The sequence below is a fragment of the Ideonella sp. P3_A4 genome, from assembly GCF_056403075.1.
Genome location: NZ_JBFUGE010000106.1, coordinates 1 through 15,607 on the forward strand (window position 1 = coordinate 1; position 15,607 = coordinate 15,607).

At 64.7% G+C, this 15,607-nt stretch carries 16 protein-coding genes; 11 read left to right on the forward strand and 5 right to left on the reverse strand.

From position 1 onward, the window contains the following. Positions 1 to 52: 52 nt before the first annotated feature. From AC1DYI_RS12370 to AC1DYI_RS12405, 8 genes are all read left to right on the forward strand, one after another. Complete coding sequence (locus tag AC1DYI_RS12370; protein WP_477204412.1) at positions 53 to 688, forward strand: flagellar basal body-associated FliL family protein; 636 nt, start codon at positions 53 to 55, stop codon at positions 686 to 688. A gap of 115 nt (positions 689 to 803) precedes the next feature. After that, complete coding sequence (gene fliM, locus AC1DYI_RS12375) at positions 804 to 1,808, forward strand: flagellar motor switch protein FliM (RefSeq protein ID WP_477204413.1); 1,005 nt, start codon at positions 804 to 806, stop codon at positions 1,806 to 1,808. An 11-nt stretch (positions 1,809 to 1,819) separates the two neighbouring features. Next, a complete protein-coding gene (gene fliN / locus AC1DYI_RS12380) occupies positions 1,820 to 2,242 on the forward strand; it encodes a flagellar motor switch protein FliN (RefSeq protein WP_477204414.1) in 423 nt (140 codons plus the stop codon). 27 nt (positions 2,243 to 2,269) lie between these two features. Further along, positions 2,270 to 2,638, forward strand: coding sequence for a flagellar biosynthetic protein FliO (fliO, locus tag AC1DYI_RS12385; RefSeq protein WP_477204415.1), 369 nt, complete (start codon positions 2,270 to 2,272; stop codon positions 2,636 to 2,638). Positions 2,639 to 2,678: 40 nt separating this feature from the next. After that, positions 2,679 to 3,410 (forward strand): flagellar type III secretion system pore protein FliP, encoded by a 732-nt coding sequence (gene fliP / locus AC1DYI_RS12390; RefSeq protein WP_477204427.1) that lies wholly within the window; start codon positions 2,679 to 2,681, stop codon positions 3,408 to 3,410. Between the two features lie 98 nt (positions 3,411 to 3,508). Beyond that, on the forward strand, positions 3,509 to 3,778 hold the full coding sequence (gene fliQ / locus AC1DYI_RS12395) for a flagellar biosynthesis protein FliQ (protein ID WP_477204416.1): 270 nt from the start codon (positions 3,509 to 3,511) through the stop codon (positions 3,776 to 3,778). Positions 3,779 to 3,791: 13 nt separating this feature from the next. Then, positions 3,792 to 4,553 carry a flagellar biosynthetic protein FliR gene (gene fliR / locus AC1DYI_RS12400; RefSeq protein WP_477204417.1) on the forward strand — a complete coding sequence of 254 codons (762 nt, stop codon included), beginning with the start codon at positions 3,792 to 3,794 and terminating at the stop codon, positions 4,551 to 4,553. Between the two features lie 166 nt (positions 4,554 to 4,719). Further along, positions 4,720 to 4,968 carry a hypothetical protein gene (locus AC1DYI_RS12405; protein WP_477204418.1) on the forward strand — a complete coding sequence of 83 codons (249 nt, stop codon included), beginning with the start codon at positions 4,720 to 4,722 and terminating at the stop codon, positions 4,966 to 4,968. 106 nt (positions 4,969 to 5,074) lie between these two features. On the opposite strand, the gene AC1DYI_RS12410 is transcribed toward AC1DYI_RS12405, so the two are convergent. After that, positions 5,075 to 7,663, reverse strand: coding sequence for a TonB-dependent receptor (locus tag AC1DYI_RS12410; protein WP_477204419.1), 2,589 nt, complete (start codon positions 7,661 to 7,663; stop codon positions 5,075 to 5,077). 46 nt (positions 7,664 to 7,709) lie between these two features. Then, the gene (locus AC1DYI_RS12415; protein ID WP_477204420.1) at positions 7,710 to 9,737 is read right to left on the reverse strand and encodes a M13 family metallopeptidase; all 2,028 of its coding nucleotides are present in this window, start codon (positions 9,735 to 9,737) and stop codon (positions 7,710 to 7,712) included. A 156-nt stretch (positions 9,738 to 9,893) separates the two neighbouring features. Here AC1DYI_RS12415 and AC1DYI_RS12420 point away from each other — a divergent pair, with 156 nt between their 5' ends. The 3 genes from AC1DYI_RS12420 (at position 9,894) to AC1DYI_RS12430 (ending at position 12,997) form a co-directional block, all read left to right on the forward strand. After that, on the forward strand, positions 9,894 to 10,961 hold the full coding sequence (locus AC1DYI_RS12420; protein ID WP_477204421.1) for a GlxA family transcriptional regulator: 1,068 nt from the start codon (positions 9,894 to 9,896) through the stop codon (positions 10,959 to 10,961). 52 nt (positions 10,962 to 11,013) lie between these two features. Continuing rightward, complete coding sequence (locus AC1DYI_RS12425; RefSeq protein ID WP_477204422.1) at positions 11,014 to 11,286, forward strand: hypothetical protein; 273 nt, start codon at positions 11,014 to 11,016, stop codon at positions 11,284 to 11,286. A gap of 103 nt (positions 11,287 to 11,389) precedes the next feature. Then, positions 11,390 to 12,997 carry a methyl-accepting chemotaxis protein gene (locus AC1DYI_RS12430; protein ID WP_477204423.1) on the forward strand — a complete coding sequence of 536 codons (1,608 nt, stop codon included), beginning with the start codon at positions 11,390 to 11,392 and terminating at the stop codon, positions 12,995 to 12,997. Positions 12,998 to 13,053: 56 nt separating this feature from the next. Here AC1DYI_RS12430 and flgF read toward each other — a convergent pair whose 3' ends face one another. The 3 genes from flgF to AC1DYI_RS12445 all read right to left on the reverse strand — a co-directional run. Then, complete coding sequence (gene flgF / locus AC1DYI_RS12435; protein ID WP_477204424.1) at positions 13,054 to 13,788, reverse strand: flagellar basal-body rod protein FlgF; 735 nt, start codon at positions 13,786 to 13,788, stop codon at positions 13,054 to 13,056. Positions 13,789 to 13,823: 35 nt separating this feature from the next. After that, positions 13,824 to 15,077, reverse strand: coding sequence for a flagellar hook protein FlgE (gene flgE / locus AC1DYI_RS12440; protein WP_477204425.1), 1,254 nt, complete (start codon positions 15,075 to 15,077; stop codon positions 13,824 to 13,826). A 58-nt stretch (positions 15,078 to 15,135) separates the two neighbouring features. Next, positions 15,136 to 15,607 (reverse strand): flagellar hook assembly protein FlgD (locus tag AC1DYI_RS12445; RefSeq protein ID WP_477204426.1); only part of this gene is annotated, 472 nt, incomplete at its 5' end.

The window sequence follows — 15,607 nt, forward strand, 5'->3', positions numbered from 1 at the left end:
GCCTTGGGCGGCCGAACGGAAAGCGAACCGAACCGAGCAAGGAGCCTCCACCATGTCCGCTGCCGCAGCCGCCGTCGATGCCGCTGAAGTCGCGCCCAAGAAGGGCAAGAAGAAGCTGATCATCATGATCGCCGCGCTGGTGGCGTTGCTGGGGATCGGCGGGGGTGGTGCCGTCGTCTACATGAAGAAGAAGGCTGCCGCCGCCGAAGCCGCGGCCGCCGAAGAAGACGAAGATGGCGAAGGCGCCAACGCCAGCCACAAGCCGGTCGCCAAGGAAAGCCACAAGAAAGACGAGAAGCACGTGCCGCCGGTGTTCGTGCCGCTCGAGCCCTTCGTCGTCAACCTGGCTGACCGCGAGGCCGACCGTTTTGCCCAGGTCGGCATCACGCTCGAAGTGGCCGATGCCCACGTCGGCGACGAGATCAAGGCCTACATGCCGGCGATCCGCAACAACGTGCTGCTGCTGCTGGCCCACAAGACCTCTGAAGAGCTGATGGAGCCCGAAGGCAAGGAAGAGCTGGCCCGGGAAGTGCGCCGTGAAGCGCTGCGTCCGATGGGCATCGACCTGCCGGACGAGGAAACGGCCTCGAGCAAGAAGAAAAAGAAGAAGAAGGTCAAGGTCGAAGAAGAAGAAGTCAAGGAGCTGCCGATCAAGTCGGTGCAGTTCTCTTCCTTCATCATCCAGTGACATGTCGACCCCTTCCGTCTTCGACGGCTTTCCCCCGAGGGGAACCGCGCTCCGCCTTGGGGCGGCCCGGCGCCTGCGCGCGGACCGTGCCTTCGCTTACGGGTATTGAGTCACCATGAACCAGCAAATCCTCTCGCAAGACGAAGTCGACGCGCTGCTGCAGGGCATCACTGGCGAAAGCCAGAAGCTCGAGCAGGAGGAAATGCCCACTGGCGGCATTCGCAACTACGACATCGCGAGCCAGGAGCGCATCGTCCGTGGCCGCATGCCGACGATGGAAATCATCGGCGAGCGCTTCGCACGCAACATCCGCATCGGGCTGTTCAACTTCATCCGCAAGAGCCCGGAAGTCTCGATCAACGGCATCAAGGTCCAGAAGTACTCGGCCTTCCTGCGCGAGATCGTCGTGCCGACCAACTTCAACATCGTTTCGGTGCGGCCGTTGCGCGGCTCGGGCCTCATCGTCTGCGACCCGAGCATCGTGTTCTCGGTGATCGATGCCCTCTTCGGCGGCGTGGGCAAGTTCCACACCCGCATCGAAGGCCGTGACTTCTCGGCCACCGAGCAGCGCGTGATCGAGYGCCTGGTCGACTGCATCATCGGCGAATACCGCCGCGCCTGGCATGGCATCTATCCGCTCGAGCTGGACTACCAGCGCTCGGAGATGCAGCCGCAGTTCGCCAACATCGCAACGCCGAGCGAGATCGTCGTCTCGTCGTCGTTCACGCTCGAGATCGGCGAGACCTCGGGCACGATCCACTTCTGCATTCCGTATTCGACGCTGGAGCCGATCCGCGACGTGCTGTATTCGTCGATCCAGGGCGACTCGTCCGAGCCGGACCGCCGCTGGGTCAACCTGCTGAAGGAACAGATCAAGTCGGCCGAAGTCGACCTGGTCGCCGAGCTGGGCACCGCCCAGGCCACGGTCGAGCAGTTGCTTTCCTTCAAGCCGGGAGATTTCGTCGAGCTCGACCTGTTGCCAATGATCCAGGCCAAGGTCGATGGGGTGCCGGTGTTCGATTGCCACTACGGCACGGCAGAAGGCCATTACGCGATCAAGATCGACCATTTGCTCACCAGTTCCAACATGGGTTGGCTGGGTGAGTCCAACGCCAGCTGAAGGAGCCCGCAATGGCCAATGAACAAGACGACATGGCTGATGCCTGGGCTGCGGCACTTGCCGAGTCCAAGGGCGGCAGCGACGTGGCCAGCGAGCTGGCGGCGCCGGCCGAGCAGGTCTCGCCCGCATCCTTCGCCAATTTCTCGCCAACCGGCGTGGCTGGTGCGGGCAATGACCTGAACATGATCCTGGACATTCCCGTCCAGCTGACCGTGGAACTGGGCCGCACAAGGATTCCGATCAAGAATATCCTGCAACTGGCCCAGGGCTCGGTGGTCGAACTCGAGACCTTGGCCGGTGAACCGATGGATGTGCTGGTCAATGGCTTCCTGATCGCCCAGGGCGAAGTGGTGGTGGTGAACGACAAGTTCGGTATCCGCCTGACAGACATCGTGACGCCCAGCGAACGCATGCGCCGACTCAGCAGAACGTGAGAACTCCTTTTAAAGGACGCTGATCGCATGACCTCGTCGTCGCTGATGCCCTTGCTGGCCTTCATGGCCGTGGTGGCGCTGATCCCCGTTGCGCTGTGGTTGCTGCGTCGCTCCGGCTATGCCGGCGCTGGGCAGGACGGGTTGATGCGCACGGTGTCCAGCCTGTCGCTGTCGCCTTCGCAAAGGGTGGTGGTCGTCGAGTTGGGGCAGGGCGCAACGGCACGCTGGCTGGTGCTGGGCGTGACGCCAGACAACATCACCCACCTGACCCAGCTGGATGCACCGGCCGAGGTGCCCGCCGCACTGCGCACGCCGCAGGCCGCGACCGTGAGCCAACTGATCGCCAAATGGCGTTCGGGCCACGGCCCGGCGGCCGGGGGCGCGTCGCATGAGTGAACCCAATACCCTGAAGCGCGTGCTCTATGCCGGCGGCCTGATGCTGCTGGGCGCCGTGCTGCTGCCTGCTGAAGCGCAGGCACAAGCGGCACAGCAGGCGCCATCGTTGCCGCTGGTCATCGGCCAGGGGGCAGGCGGCACCAGCTATTCGGTGCCGATCCAGACGCTGCTGTTCTTCACCGCGCTGTCGTTCCTGCCGGCCGTGCTGCTGATGATGACGGGCTTCACCCGCATCGTCATCGTGCTGGGCCTGCTGCGTCAGGCGCTGGGCACGCAGGCCGCACCGCCGAACCAGGTGATCGTGGGCCTGAGCCTGTTCCTGACCTTCTTCGTGATGTCGCCGACGATCGACAAGGTCTACGCCAACGCCTGGGTGCCGTACTCGGCCAACCAGATCGCCTTCGACGAAGCGCTCAAGCGCGGCGAAGTGCCGATGCGCGAATTCATGCTGAAGCAGACGCGCCAGTCCGACGTGCAACTGTTTGCCAAGCTGGCCAAGCTGGACCCGTCGGTCAAGGGCGAGGACGTGCCGTTCAAGGTGCTGGTGCCGGCGTTCGTGACCAGTGAGTTGAAAAGCGCCTTCCAGATCGGCTTTTTGATCTTTGTGCCTTTCCTGATCATCGACATGATCGTGGCCAGCGTGCTGATGAGCCTGGGGATGATGATGTTGTCGCCGGTGCTGGTGGCACTGCCCTTCAAGCTGATGCTGTTCGTGCTGGCCGATGGCTGGAACCTGCTGCTCGGCTCCCTCGCTGCCAGCTTCGCCACTTAACAAGGCCCCTACGTCGCCTTCGGCGCCGGTCCCGCGAGGGGATCAGGCCCCTAGGGAACGGCCCGTCGGGGCCTGAGACCTCACCTTCAATCGTCGATATGGATTCCGCCCAAGTCTTCACCTACGGCCAGCAAGGCCTGATGATGCTGCTCACCGTGTCGGCGCCGATGCTGCTGGTGATCCTGATCGTCGGCGTGCTGGTGAGCATCTTCCAGGCCGCCACGCAGATCAACGAGGCCACACTGAGCTTCGTCCCCAAGCTGATCGCCGCCGTCGCGGTGATCGCGGTTGCCGGCCCGTGGATGATGACCACGCTGGTCGACTACTTGCGCAACATGCTGATGGCGATTCCTTCGGCCGCCGGTTGAACCCAGAAGACAGGTGATCACCCTCACCGAGGCCCAGTTGCTGGCGTGGATCACGCCGGTGCTGTGGCCTTTCTTGCGTGTGCTGGCGCTGTTCCAGGCGATGCCCATCATGGGCCAACGCCTGGTGCCGATGCGCGTGCGGGTGGCGCTGGCCTTTCTGGTCGCGGTGTGCGCCGGCAGCGTCGCACCACCGATTGCACCAGTGCCGTTGGACTCGGCCCAGGCCGTGCTGCTGGTGGTTCAGCAGCTGCTGATCGGCTTGTCGCTCGGCTTTGCGGTCCGCATCGTCTTCGCCACGGTCGAATTCGCCGGCGAGATCGCCGGCCTGCAGATGGGCATGAACTTCGCGGGCTTCTTCGACCCGCTGACAGCCACCCAAACCACCGCGGTCAGCCGCTTTTTCGGCACGCTGGTCGCCTTCCTGTTCATCGTGGTCAACGGGCACCTGACCGTCATCGCCGTGGTGGTGCAAAGCCTGACGGCCTTCCCGGTCGGGCCAGAGCCGTTTGCCTTCCTGACCGCGACGATGCCGCACCAATGGGGTGCCGAGGTCTTCAAGATGGGCTTGTGGATCGCGCTGCCGCTGATCGCGATCATGATGTTCGTCAATGTGGTTCTAGGGGTGATCTCACGCGTCGCGCCGCAGACCCACATCTTCTCGATCGGCTTCCCGATCACGATGGGCGTCGGGCTGGCGAGCCTGCTGTTCATCCTGCCGCTGATGGAGAACCCGTTCATCGCGACGCTCGAACGCATGCTGGCGCACTTCCAGTGAATATTGGATGCCCCTACTGTGAAGTATTGGCGTCGCCGCTTGTCCGAAATGGGTCGCGCTTTACGTATTAGTGGATAAGGGCATCAGACGCATCCGCCACTGCCTCCAAACCGGCCGGCGCTGCGTATCTGGTGCTCAGATGACTCACGGATACGAGGAGCACGCCATGAACCCTCAATCGAATGCCCCCAATGCCAGGCCGGCGCCACCGGCCCGGCGGGATTGCCACGAGGCCTGCGGCTACGAGCTGCGCTTCATGTCGCTGTTCCATGAAGGCCGGGGACTGAGCTTTCCTTGCAATCCGTCGGGCGACGTTCAGCTCGACGAACTGAGTGATCGGGCCAGGGCGAACTATTTTTACGCGCGGGCTGTGGTGGGTAGAGAGTTCTCAGTGCCGGCCGTGGTGGCCCACTGAGGTTTCAGACTCCAGACAACAAGAACTCAGGAAAACGCTCAGGACCCAGGCGGCGCAGGAGGGGGATGACCCTTCTGCGCCGTCGATGTCCCCGCATCGACCGACGTCAGCGGAAGGAATACTTCGCCGCGAGGTAGAAGAACTGCCCGCGCGACGAATAGAGCTCGGCGAATCCCATCTGGGTGTAGGTGTTGCTGGTCCCGTTCTGCAGGCTCAAGGGGGGCGTGCGGTCGAGCGCGTTCTTGATGCCCGCCGTGAACTCCCAACCAGAGATGCCGGAGTACTGGGCCTGAAGATCCAGCTCTTCGAAGGTCCCCACCTTGCGGTGGTCAGACGCCGCGATGGCATCGGGGAAGGCCTGGTCGGAGTCCCAGAAACCGCCGACAGTCTTCCACGTGCCGGAGAACGTCCAGTTCTCCAGTTCGGTCTGCGCCTGGAAGGCATTGCGGAAGTACGGCTTGGCGTAGGTGCCCAGGTACTTTTGCCAGTCGTCACCCTGGGCAGCCTTCGAACGATCGACCGAGTAGTAGGTCAGCAGGTTGCGCAGGCTCACCTTGCCGACCGGCGTTTGCCCAAGGCGAAAGCGCGCGTCGATATCCACCCCTGCCGTCTCGCGCTCGGCGATGTTCTGCAGGTTGGTGTAGATGAAATACCTCGGCCCGATCTTGGCCCACAGGCCTTGGGCGATGGCATCGGTCAGCGTCGGTGAGCTGATCTCGTTCTTCTTGGCGATCTTCCAGACGTCGATGCTGGCGCTGAACATGTTCGATGCGTCGAGGACCACGCCGAGGTTGTAGGTCTTGCCTTTCTCGGGCCCCAAGTCCGGGTTCGAGCCGTTGACCTGGAAGGCGTTGATCAGGCAGTTGCCCGGCGTGAAGTCGACGCCGAGCGCTTCGCAATCGCTGTCCGCGGTCAGCGTCGTAGCTCCCTCTTCTTGAGCGCCGAACAACTGCTTCAGCACCGGCGCACGGAAGCTCTGGGTGTAAGACGCGCGAAATGCCAAGCTCGACAGCGGCGTGTACTTCAAGCCAAGCTTCGGGCTGGTCGCGCTCCACTTCGGATAGTGGTCGTAGCGAACGGCCAACTGGGCCTCCAGCTGCTTGAAGATCGGCAGCTGCAGTTCGGCATAGGCCGCGGCCGACTTGCGCGCGGCGTCAACTGCCGACTGCTGGATGCTGCCGACCACCAGCCCTTGTTGGCTCAGTTCGTCCGGCGTGTCCTGCAAGCTGTCGCGGTAGAAGGCGCCCCCGATCGCGTACTTCGATATGCCGCCGGGCAGCGAGAACAGGTCACCGCTGATCTGCGCATTGACGGTGTCGAGGACCGACTTGCCGACGCGCTGGGGCGAGACCTTCAGGCTGTCCACCAGCGCCTGGTCGTTGGTCGTCACCGTCGGGTCGATCGAGCCGTCAGATGTGGCCGCTGCCCAGAGGTTGGCGTCGAAGAAATTGCTGTCGCTGTTGGTGACCTTGCTCTCACCATGGCTGGCGCTGAGCTTCCAGTCCAGCCCGTAGTTGTAGCCCTCGAAGCCCGCGGCGACATTGATGAAGTCGGACTTGCGCTCGGTCGTGCGCGGGCCGCCCTGCATGAACCGGCCGGCAATGTAGATGGAATCCGTCCCATTGCCGTCGTCGTCCAGGATCTCGTAGGGGCGTTGCGCCTCGTCGGTGATCGGGACGATGAAGAAGTCAGGCACCGGGTGGGCCAGGAACTTGTCCTTCGAGGTCGAGAAGATGAACTCGCCGAAGGCCTTGATGTCCGGCGTGACCTGGTACGAGCCCAGCACCAGGCCACTCAAGCGGTCGGCCCCGTTGTAGGCGGTCAGCAAGCTGGCGTTGAAGTCGTAGCGGCAGCGATTGAGATCGCCCAGTTGGTCCGGCGGGCAGTCTCGATAAGTCAGGCCGACAAAGCCGCCGGTGTTCGGGTCGATCACATTGCCGTAGGGCGAAAAGCTGCTTCGGCCATCGCTGGGCGCGCCGAAGCGGCGGAAGTCGACCGACCGTGAGATGTCGCGGTCCTTGCGCAGGATCGGGTCGCGCTTGAAGTAGTCCAGGCCGATCAGGATGTTGTAGCGGTCCTTCCCGTAGTCGCCGAATCCTGCCGACAGCCCAAAGCGCTGTTCGGCGCCGTCGCCGCGACTGCTCACGCCGTAGGACGCGGTGACATCGATCCCCTGGTAGTCGGACCGGGTGATGAAGTTCACCACGCCCGCCACCGCATCGGCGCCGTAGATCGCCGACCCGCCATCCTTCAGGATCTCGATGCGCTCGATCGCACTCACCGGCAGCGAGTTGATGTCGAACGCGGCGCCGGCGCCCGACGAGTCGTACAGCGCGTTGACCGGCAGGCGCCGGCCGTTCAAGAGGACCAGCGTCTCACTGGATGACAGCCCACGCAAGCGGATGCTTGCGGTGCCGGAGGCCGCGGGTGAATTCGAGGCCAGCTCGCCCTGGTCGAAGATGTCGATCGACGGGATCGAGTGCAGCAGCTCGTTCAGCGAGGTGGCGCCGGTCCGCTCGATTTCCTTGCGCGTCACGATCTCGACCGGCGCCGGGCCCTCGACGTTCGTTCGCTTGATCGCCGAGCCGGTGATCTCGACGCGCTGGGTCTCTTGCGCTTGCGCTGTGGGCAGGCTGGCGGCGGTGCTACCGAAAGCGCAAATCAACCCTGCACACAGCTTGGTTCGTTTGAACATGACATGGCTCCCTGTCAAAAGAAGAATGAGAAGAAGTTGATGAAGCTCACCAGACGCGTACGCGCGCCTTGGGGTCGAGATACAGGCGCTGGCCGGGCCGCACGTCGAACGCCCCGTACCAGGCGTCGAGGTTGCGAACGGTGGCAATGCGGTAGCGCTCCGGCGCGTGGCCGTCGGTCGCGATCTGCGTGCGCATTGCGTCCTCTCGGCTCTTGCTGCGCCAGGCTCTGGCGAAGCCGATGAAGAACTGCCTGTCTTGCCGACGTACCTCCTTGTCGTTGGCTTGGCTGCTCAGCGCGCGGCGGTGGGCTGCGAAGGCGGCAGTCAGGCCCCCGAGGTCGGCGAGGTTCTCCGTCAGCGTCAGCTTGCCGTTGACGGCCAGATCAGGAAACGCCTGGTAGCCGGAGAACTGCGCCACCAATGGGTCGGTCGCTGCGTGGTAGCGCGCCATGTCTTCGGGCGTCCACCAGCGGCGCATGCGGCCGTCGGCCTCGTACTCCGCACCCAGCGTGTCGATGAAGTGGCTGAGCTCGTGGCCGACGATGGCGCCGATCGCGCCGTAGTTCGCGGCGTCCGAGGCCACGGGGTCGAACTTGGGCGGCTGCAGAAGGGCCGCCGTAAAGTTGTAGGCGTTCTGCTGGAACAGCAGGACCGCGCCGGGCCGGTGGGGCGCGATCGCCCATGAGGCGCCGTCGTCAATGGGCTGCCCGAGACGGGCCACGGCCTGGCGGTAGTTCAGCTCGGCGACGCGCCGGAAATTGCCCACCGCATCGGCGGGGTCCACGGCCAGGTCCGAATAGTCCTGCCACTTTTCCGGGTAGCCGACGCCGAAGTAAACGGCCCTCAATTTGGCAAGCGCCATGGCCTTGGCGTCGGGCGACAGCCATGTCACCGCTTCGATGCGTTGCTCGAATGCAGCGATGACGTTGGCCGCAATGGCCTGCACACGGGCTTTGTGCTCCGGCGGGAAGTAGCGCTCGACATACATCCTGCCCAGGGCATCGCCCAGCGCCGATTGGGTCGCATCCATCGCACGCTGTGCGCGTGAGCCAGGCAATGGGTTCGCTGCTGCGGCGCTGTGCATCGCCAAGGCTGCTTCGGCGAAGGCGCGAGGCAGCACATCGGCATGGGTGTCGATGAGGCGAACGCGCAGGTAGTCCTTCCAAACCAGCAGCGGCTGCGACGCGACCAGCTCGGCCGCGCCCTTCACGGCGCTGGGCTGCCAGACCACGAAAGCCTGCTCTGGACCCAAACCTGCCGCGACAAAGAATGCGAACCAATCCATGCCCGGCGCCTGGCGTGCGAAGTCGGCGCGCGTCCACACCTGGTCGGCATTGCGGTCGTTCGACGACGCTTCTTGCGTCGCGTGGCTTTGCGCGATGGCGGTTTCCAGTGCCATCACCGCGCGGGCGCGTGGCGCGACGCGATCGAAGCCCGCCAGGGTCAGCAGCTGCCCGACATACGCCACGTATTGCGTTCGCAGCGCCCGCATGCGCGGCTCGGCGCTGAGATAGTGCTCACGGCCAGGCAGGCCAAGCCCGCCCTGCAGCAGGAAGGCGATATGGACCTTCTCGCCATGAATGCTTGGCTGCGCGGCCAGGCCCAGCAGATGCGCGGAGTCGTAGACGCCGGCATTCAACGGGTCGACATCGGCACGCAGCCCACGGCCCAGCAACCGGGTCAGCGCCGCCTTGTCGCGAACCATCTCGATGCAATCAAGCATCGGCCTCTGCGGCGTGATGCCCTTGGCTTCGATGGCGGCTTCATTCAGGTAGGCCGCCTGGAAATCGGCCACCTTGCGCGCGGTGGACCCCACTGGCTCGGCACCGGCGACGGCGAGCAGCGACGCCACGCGTTGGCGGGTCACCTCGTTGATCTCGCTGCGAGCGTCCCAACGCGCCTTGCCCGCCGGGATCTCGTTGGCCTTCAGCCAAGCGCCGTTGGCGTAGGCGAAGAAGTCGTCGCCGGGCGCGATGCTGGCGTCCACGCCACTTTCCTGGCCCTGGGCTTCGGGGGCGATCCCCCACAACAGAGCCGCGGCCAGCAAGATGCGAGGGAAGTCGATTCGGAACATGGCATAACCTTTCGGTGTGCCGGCACCTTATGGAATCCGCCTTCCGCTGTCGCGCCGCTCACCGACAGGTTTCGATCGATTTCGGACATCCGCCCGACAGGCCTATCCTTCCTCTGTGAAATAGGGGATGCTTGCGGTCTGCAACCCTGTCCGAAAATGATCGCCGCTCCTCAGCCCATCGATCTGCTCTTCGTCATTGCTCCGCATTCGCTGCTGCAAGACATCGCCGGACCGGCCGAGGCGTTCCGCCTGGCCAACCTGCGCCGTGCGGAGAGAGGCCTGCCGCCGCGTTATCGGCTGCGTTTCTGCGGGCCCACGCCCTCGATGCCGACATCGGTCGGGCTAGCAATTGCAAACCTGGAACCCTTGCCGCAGCGCCTTGACTCGCCGACCTGGGTGATCCTGGTCGGCCAGCCGCTCGCCCACCAGCACGTGACCCCGGCGATCGCCACCACGGCGCAGTGGCTGAATGAGACCTTGCACGACACGCTGCTGGCCGCAGACACACCGCATCGCCTGATCACGATCTGCTCGGGCACGCTGCTCGCGGCGCGCGCCGGCCTGCTCGCCAAACGCCGCTGCACGACCCACCACGACCTGCTGGACAAGCTGCGGGACATGGCTCGCGATGCGCAGGTGGTGGGTAACCGCGTGTTCGTGGTCGACGGGCCTGTGGCCTCCAGCGCCGGCATCACGGCGGGCATCGATCTCGCGCTGCAACTGATTGCCCAGGACTGCGGTGAGGCGCTGGCCGCGGGCATCGCAGAGGACATGGTGGTGTACCTGAGGCGCTCGCCCAGCGACCCCGAGCTGTCGCCCTTTCACGACCATCGCCGCCACATGCACGCTGCGGTACACCGGGTGCAGGACGCGATGTGCGCCGAGCCGGAGCGCGACTGGGACATGGCCGCGCTGGCCGCACTGGGGCACGTCACCGAGCGCCACCTGCTGCGTCTGTTCACCCAGCACGCGGGCGTATCGCCGCTGCAATGCCTGCAGAACATTCGGCTCGAGCGGGCGCGCCAATCGCTGGAAGGTGGCGCCAGCGTCACGCAAGCCGCGACGGTGTCAGGCTTCGGCTCGGGTCTTCATCTGCGCCGCGCCTGGAAGCGGCAATGGGGCGGGTCACCGCGCGACGCAGCGCGAAAGGTCACGCCGGTCCGTTCTTCTTCACGTCCTGGCCTGACTGACACCCCTGTCATCGATTTGCCAGTATCWCAGTAAGGCGCTGATCGGGAGTTGCACATCTGCCGAAGGCGGTAGAAGATGGCTTCGATTGCGCAAACCTGATCCGGGCACGCAGGGAGTCCTGCTGAATCGAGTTCTCTCCAAGTGCGACGGCAAGGCCAGCTGCAATGAATCAGTGCCTGCCGCCAGTGCTTCGCAATGTGCCATCAAGGCCAAGGCGGGCTGCTCGAACAAGCGGCTCGACATCACCAAGTACAAGAAGGTCACGGCGACCTACGATGGTGCCCCGGTGGAAGCGGGCAAGGACTTCTGCGTGGGGCACCCAGATTTCCCCTATGCCAGCAAGCCCGACTGCAAGTAGCCTTGCAGCCAGCACAAAGGCCGGCTCAGGCACTGAGCCGGCCCGCTCAACGGTGGCGACTAACCGTTCAGGGGGCGAGTAGATTCCTGCGAGGTGACGCGTGGTGAATGCCTTCTCGATCCCCCTCAAATGGGCCGCTGGCCTCTCGGTTGGCGCACGCCTTGCCGGTGGCTTTGGCGTTCTGCTGGTGTGTGTCCTGCTGGTGGGTGCTGCTGGCGTTGGCGGCATGTACCGGCTCGAGCGCAGCGTGAACGACATCGTCGTCTACAACAACGCCAAGCTTGGGTTGGCGCAGTCCATGAGCCGCGCCGTGGGCGAGCAGGAAAAAGGCCTTCTCAAGCTGGCGCTCGCCAGCAGCAACCAGGAGAAGGAACCCCTGCGCGCATCGGTCACGTACCAGGCCGGCCAGTACGACGACGCGGAAAAAGGCCTGGCGGAAATTCTCGGACTGTCGGTGCCGACGCAGTTCGAGACCGACATCGTCGCCAAGATCCAGACGCACAAGGCCAACGTGTCAGGGCTGGTGGCCAAGTGCGTGAAGCTCGACAACGACGAGGATTCTGAAGGGATGCTCAAGCTGCTGAAGGACGAAGTCAAACCGGCGATGGAAAAGTGGGTGATGGACATCGACGAGTTGGTATCGATCGAGCAGCGACTGAACGACACCGCGGCGACCGAGACGCAAAGGGACTACGCCTGGCTGAGAAACTTTTCCGTCGTTTGTGTGGGCCTGGCGGTTGTTCTCGGCGGGGCCATCTCGTTCTTGATCACGCGCAGCCTCAGGCGCGAACTCGGCGGCGAGCCCCGCCAAGCCGCCCTGGTGGCCCACCGTATCGCGGCCGGCGACCTGTCGATCGCCATTCCTGTCAGGCCTGGCGACACCAGCAGCCTGATGGCGGCGCTGAAAGGCACGGTCGAGCAACTGGCCGCGATCCTGCGCGCCATCAACGAAGCGACCGAGACGATCAATACCGCCGCGACGGAGATTGCCGCAGGCAACTTGGATCTGTCCAAGCGCACCGAGGAACAGGCGGCTGCGTTGGAGGAAACCGCCGCTTCGATGGAAGAGCTGATGGCGACGGTGAAGCAGAACGCCGACAACGCACGGCACGCGAGCGAGCTGGCGGTCGGGGCCTCGGGCGTGGCCGTGAAAGGTGGGGCGGCGGTGGGTCAGGTGGTGGTGACGATGTCTTCCATCAATGACTCCTCGCAGCGGATCGCCGACATCATCGGCGTCATCGACGGAATCGCCKTTCAGACCAACATCCTCGCGCTGAATGCGGCGGTGGAAGCAGCCCGTGCCGGCGAAGAGGGGCGTGGGTTTGCGGTGGTCGCTGGCGAGGTGCGCAGCCTCGCGCAACGAAGTGCCGAAGCGGCCAAGGCCATCAAGGAACTCATTTCGCAGTCGGTGCGCAAGGTCGAGGACGGCGGCCGGCTGGTTCACGAAGCCGGGCAGACGATGAACGAGATCGTGGCGGCGATCAAACACGTGACCGACATCGTGGCGGAGATTTCGGTCGCCTCGCAGGAGCAATCCAACGGCATCGCGCAGGTGAACACGGCCATCACCCAGATGGACCAGGTGACCCAGCGCAATGCKGCACTGGTGGAGCAGGCGGCAGCGTCGGCCGAGTCGATGCAGGAGCGGGCGCGCAGCCTCGCGCAATCGGTGGCGATCTTCAGGCTGAGTGCCGAACCGGGCACGGCCTAGCCGCATGCAAAACGGCCCACCGAAGTGGGCCGTTGGTGTTGGCAGCAGCCGGCCGATCAGCCGTTGGACGACAGCAGCTTTTGCGCCGTCTGTTCCTGCCGCTCCGAGGTCTGGATCAGTTTCATCTGGTGTTCGAACTGGCGCGCCGCCGAGATCATCGCGACCATGGTCTCGACCGGGCTGACGTTCGAGCCTTCGAGTGCGCCGTCTTGCAGGCGGGCGTTCGGGTCGGCGGCGAGGTCGCCGTTGGCGGCGCGGAATAAGCCGTCGACTCCACGGCCGAGCTGGTTGTCGACTTCCGGGGTGACGAGCTTCAGCTTGCCCACCGACTGCGGCTTGCCGCCGGGCACGGTGGCGCTGACCGTGCCATCGGGCGCGATCTGCAGTTCAGCGTTGGCCGGTGCGGTGATCGGGCCGCCGTCGCCCAGTACCTGCAGGCCGTTGTGGGTGACCAGCAGGCCTTCGGCATTGACTTGCAGCGAGCCGGCGCGGGTGTAGGCCTCAGTGCCATCCAGCCCTTGCACCGACAGCCACGAATTGCCCTTCATCGCCACGTCGAGGTTGCGGCCGGTGGGTTGCACCGCGCCCGCTTCCGACTTGTAGCCGACGGTGGTTTCGAGTGAGTAGACGCGGGTCGAGGCACCGTCGCCACGCACCGGCACGGCGCGAAACGCCGCCAGCTCTTCGCGAAAGCCGGTGGTCGATGCGTTGGCCAGGTTGTGCGCGAGCACATCCTGGCGCGACATCGCCGCTTTCGCGCCGGACATCGACAGGTAGATCATGCGGTCCATCGCGGCACCTCAGCGAAGTCGGGTAGGAATCAGGATCAACGGAGGTTGACCAAGGTCTGCATGACCTGGTCCATCGTCTTGATCGTCTGCGCGTTGGCCTGGTAGTTGCGCTGCGCGGTGATCATGCTGACCAGCTCGCCGGTCAGGTCGACGTTCGACTCTTCGAGCGCACCGGCTTGCAGGGCACCGAACGAGCCGGAGCCGGGCGTGCCGACGAGCGGGTCGCCCGAGGCGTAGGTGGTGCGCCAGCCGTTGCCGCCCATCGGCTGCAGGCCTTGCGGGTTGCGGAAGTTCGCCAGCTGCAGCTGACCGGCCGGCTTGGTCTGGCCGTTGGTGTAGCGGGCCATCACGATGCCCGAGTTGTCGAAGGTGATGCCGCTCAGCGAGCCGGCGCTGTAGCCGTCCTGGTCGAGGTTGGTCACACCGAAGGCCGAGCCGTATTGGGTCGAGCCGTTGAAGTTCAGCGCGATGCCCGGAATGGCCAGCGTCGAGACACCGTTGGAGTCGACGGTGACCGGCACGTCCAGCGTGTTGCTGCTCGAGGCAAAGGTCGAGCCGTCGGCCGAGAAGGTCAGCGTGGTTACCGGTTGCGGATCGGCGTCGGTGCCGGCGCAGGTGGTGCCGTTCGCGCGGGCGAAGACGTTCCAGGTGTCGTCGGCCGTCTTCTGGAAGTAGTAGCTGACGGTCACCGGCTGGCCGGCGGCGTCGTAGAGCGTGGCTTCAGTTGCCTCGGCGTAGGTCGACGGGTCGTCGAAGTCGATCTGCGGCGTTGCGGCCGGGGTGATGGCCTCGCTCTTGTCGAGGTTGAACTCGAGCTTCACTTCGCTCGTCACGTTCGGCTCGATGCCGGCGGTCGGCAATTGCAAGGGCACGGCGGCGCCAGGCTGGATCACGCCGTTGTTGTCGGCCATGTAGCCCATCAGCTTCATGTTGCCGTTGTTGACGATGTAGCCGTTCTGGTCGACCTTGAACTGGCCGTTGCGGCTGTAGACCGTGCCGCCGGCGGGGTCGGACACCTGGAAGAAACCGCCGCCGTTGAGCGCCAGGTCCATCGGGTTTTCCGTCGCCGTGATGCTGCCCTGGGTGAACTGTTGCGACACCGCGGCCAGGCTGACGCCGATGCCGATGTTGTTGGTGCCGGCGCCGTTCAATGCCGCTGCATACATGTCAGAGAACTCGGCACGCGAGCCCTTGGCGCCGAACGTGTTGGCGTTGGCGATGTTGTTGCCGATCACCTCCAGGCTCTTGGACGTGGTGTTCAAGCCGGAAAGACCTTGCTGGAAGCTCATGGGTTGCTCCTGGGGGCGAGATAAGAGAGGAGGGAGGTGAAAGCGGAGAGGTGGCGGATCAGAGGAAGGCCCAGACCGCGTCGTAGGCCACGCGGTCGCCGTTGGACAGTTCGAGCGCGAGCGTGTCGCCGAAAGTGCTGACGGCCTTGATACGCTGGTGGGCCAGCGCCATCGCGTCGACAGGGGTCTTGCCGCTGGCGGCCGTGACCTTGAAGGTCAACGTGCTGTTCTTGTAGGCGTCGGGCACGGCGTAGCTGAAATCGTGGCGGCCGGCTTCCAGGTCTTTCAGCTCGACGGTGCCGATGGTGGCGCCGGCGCCGTTCTGGATCTCGACCTTCACATCGGTCGCGGCGTTGCTCAGCTCGAAGCCGCCGTCGCCGGTGCCGTCCTGCACACGCAGCGTGTTGCCTTCGACGGCAACGTCGTGGCCGATCAGCGCGGCGCTTTGCATCGCTTGCAGCTGCACGAACTGGCCGTTCAGGCCCGAGACGGTGCCATTGAGTTTTTCCAGACCCGACACGGTACTGATC

What these genes read in the sequence shown, in the direction of transcription:
- AC1DYI_RS12370 (WP_477204412.1), top strand. Translation starts at nt 53, where the DNA reads ATGTCCGCTGCCGCAGCCGCCGTCGATGCCGCTGAAGTCGCGCCCAAG.
- fliN (WP_477204414.1), top strand. Translation starts at nt 1,820, where the DNA reads ATGGCCAATGAACAAGACGACATGGCTGATGCCTGGGCTGCGGCACTT.
- fliO (WP_477204415.1), top strand. Translation starts at nt 2,270, where the DNA reads ATGACCTCGTCGTCGCTGATGCCCTTGCTGGCCTTCATGGCCGTGGTG.
- fliP (WP_477204427.1), top strand. Translation starts at nt 2,679, where the DNA reads ATGCTGCTGGGCGCCGTGCTGCTGCCTGCTGAAGCGCAGGCACAAGCG.
- fliQ (WP_477204416.1), top strand. Translation starts at nt 3,509, where the DNA reads ATGGATTCCGCCCAAGTCTTCACCTACGGCCAGCAAGGCCTGATGATG.
- AC1DYI_RS12405 (WP_477204418.1), top strand. Translation starts at nt 4,720, where the DNA reads ATGAACCCTCAATCGAATGCCCCCAATGCCAGGCCGGCGCCACCGGCC.
- AC1DYI_RS12410 (WP_477204419.1), bottom strand. Translation starts at nt 7,663, where the DNA reads ATGTTCAAACGAACCAAGCTGTGTGCAGGGTTGATTTGCGCTTTCGGT.
- AC1DYI_RS12415 (WP_477204420.1), bottom strand. Translation starts at nt 9,737, where the DNA reads ATGTTCCGAATCGACTTCCCTCGCATCTTGCTGGCCGCGGCTCTGTTG.
- flgF (WP_477204424.1), bottom strand. Translation starts at nt 13,788, where the DNA reads ATGGACCGCATGATCTACCTGTCGATGTCCGGCGCGAAAGCGGCGATG.
- flgE (WP_477204425.1), bottom strand. Translation starts at nt 15,077, where the DNA reads ATGAGCTTCCAGCAAGGTCTTTCCGGCTTGAACACCACGTCCAAGAGC.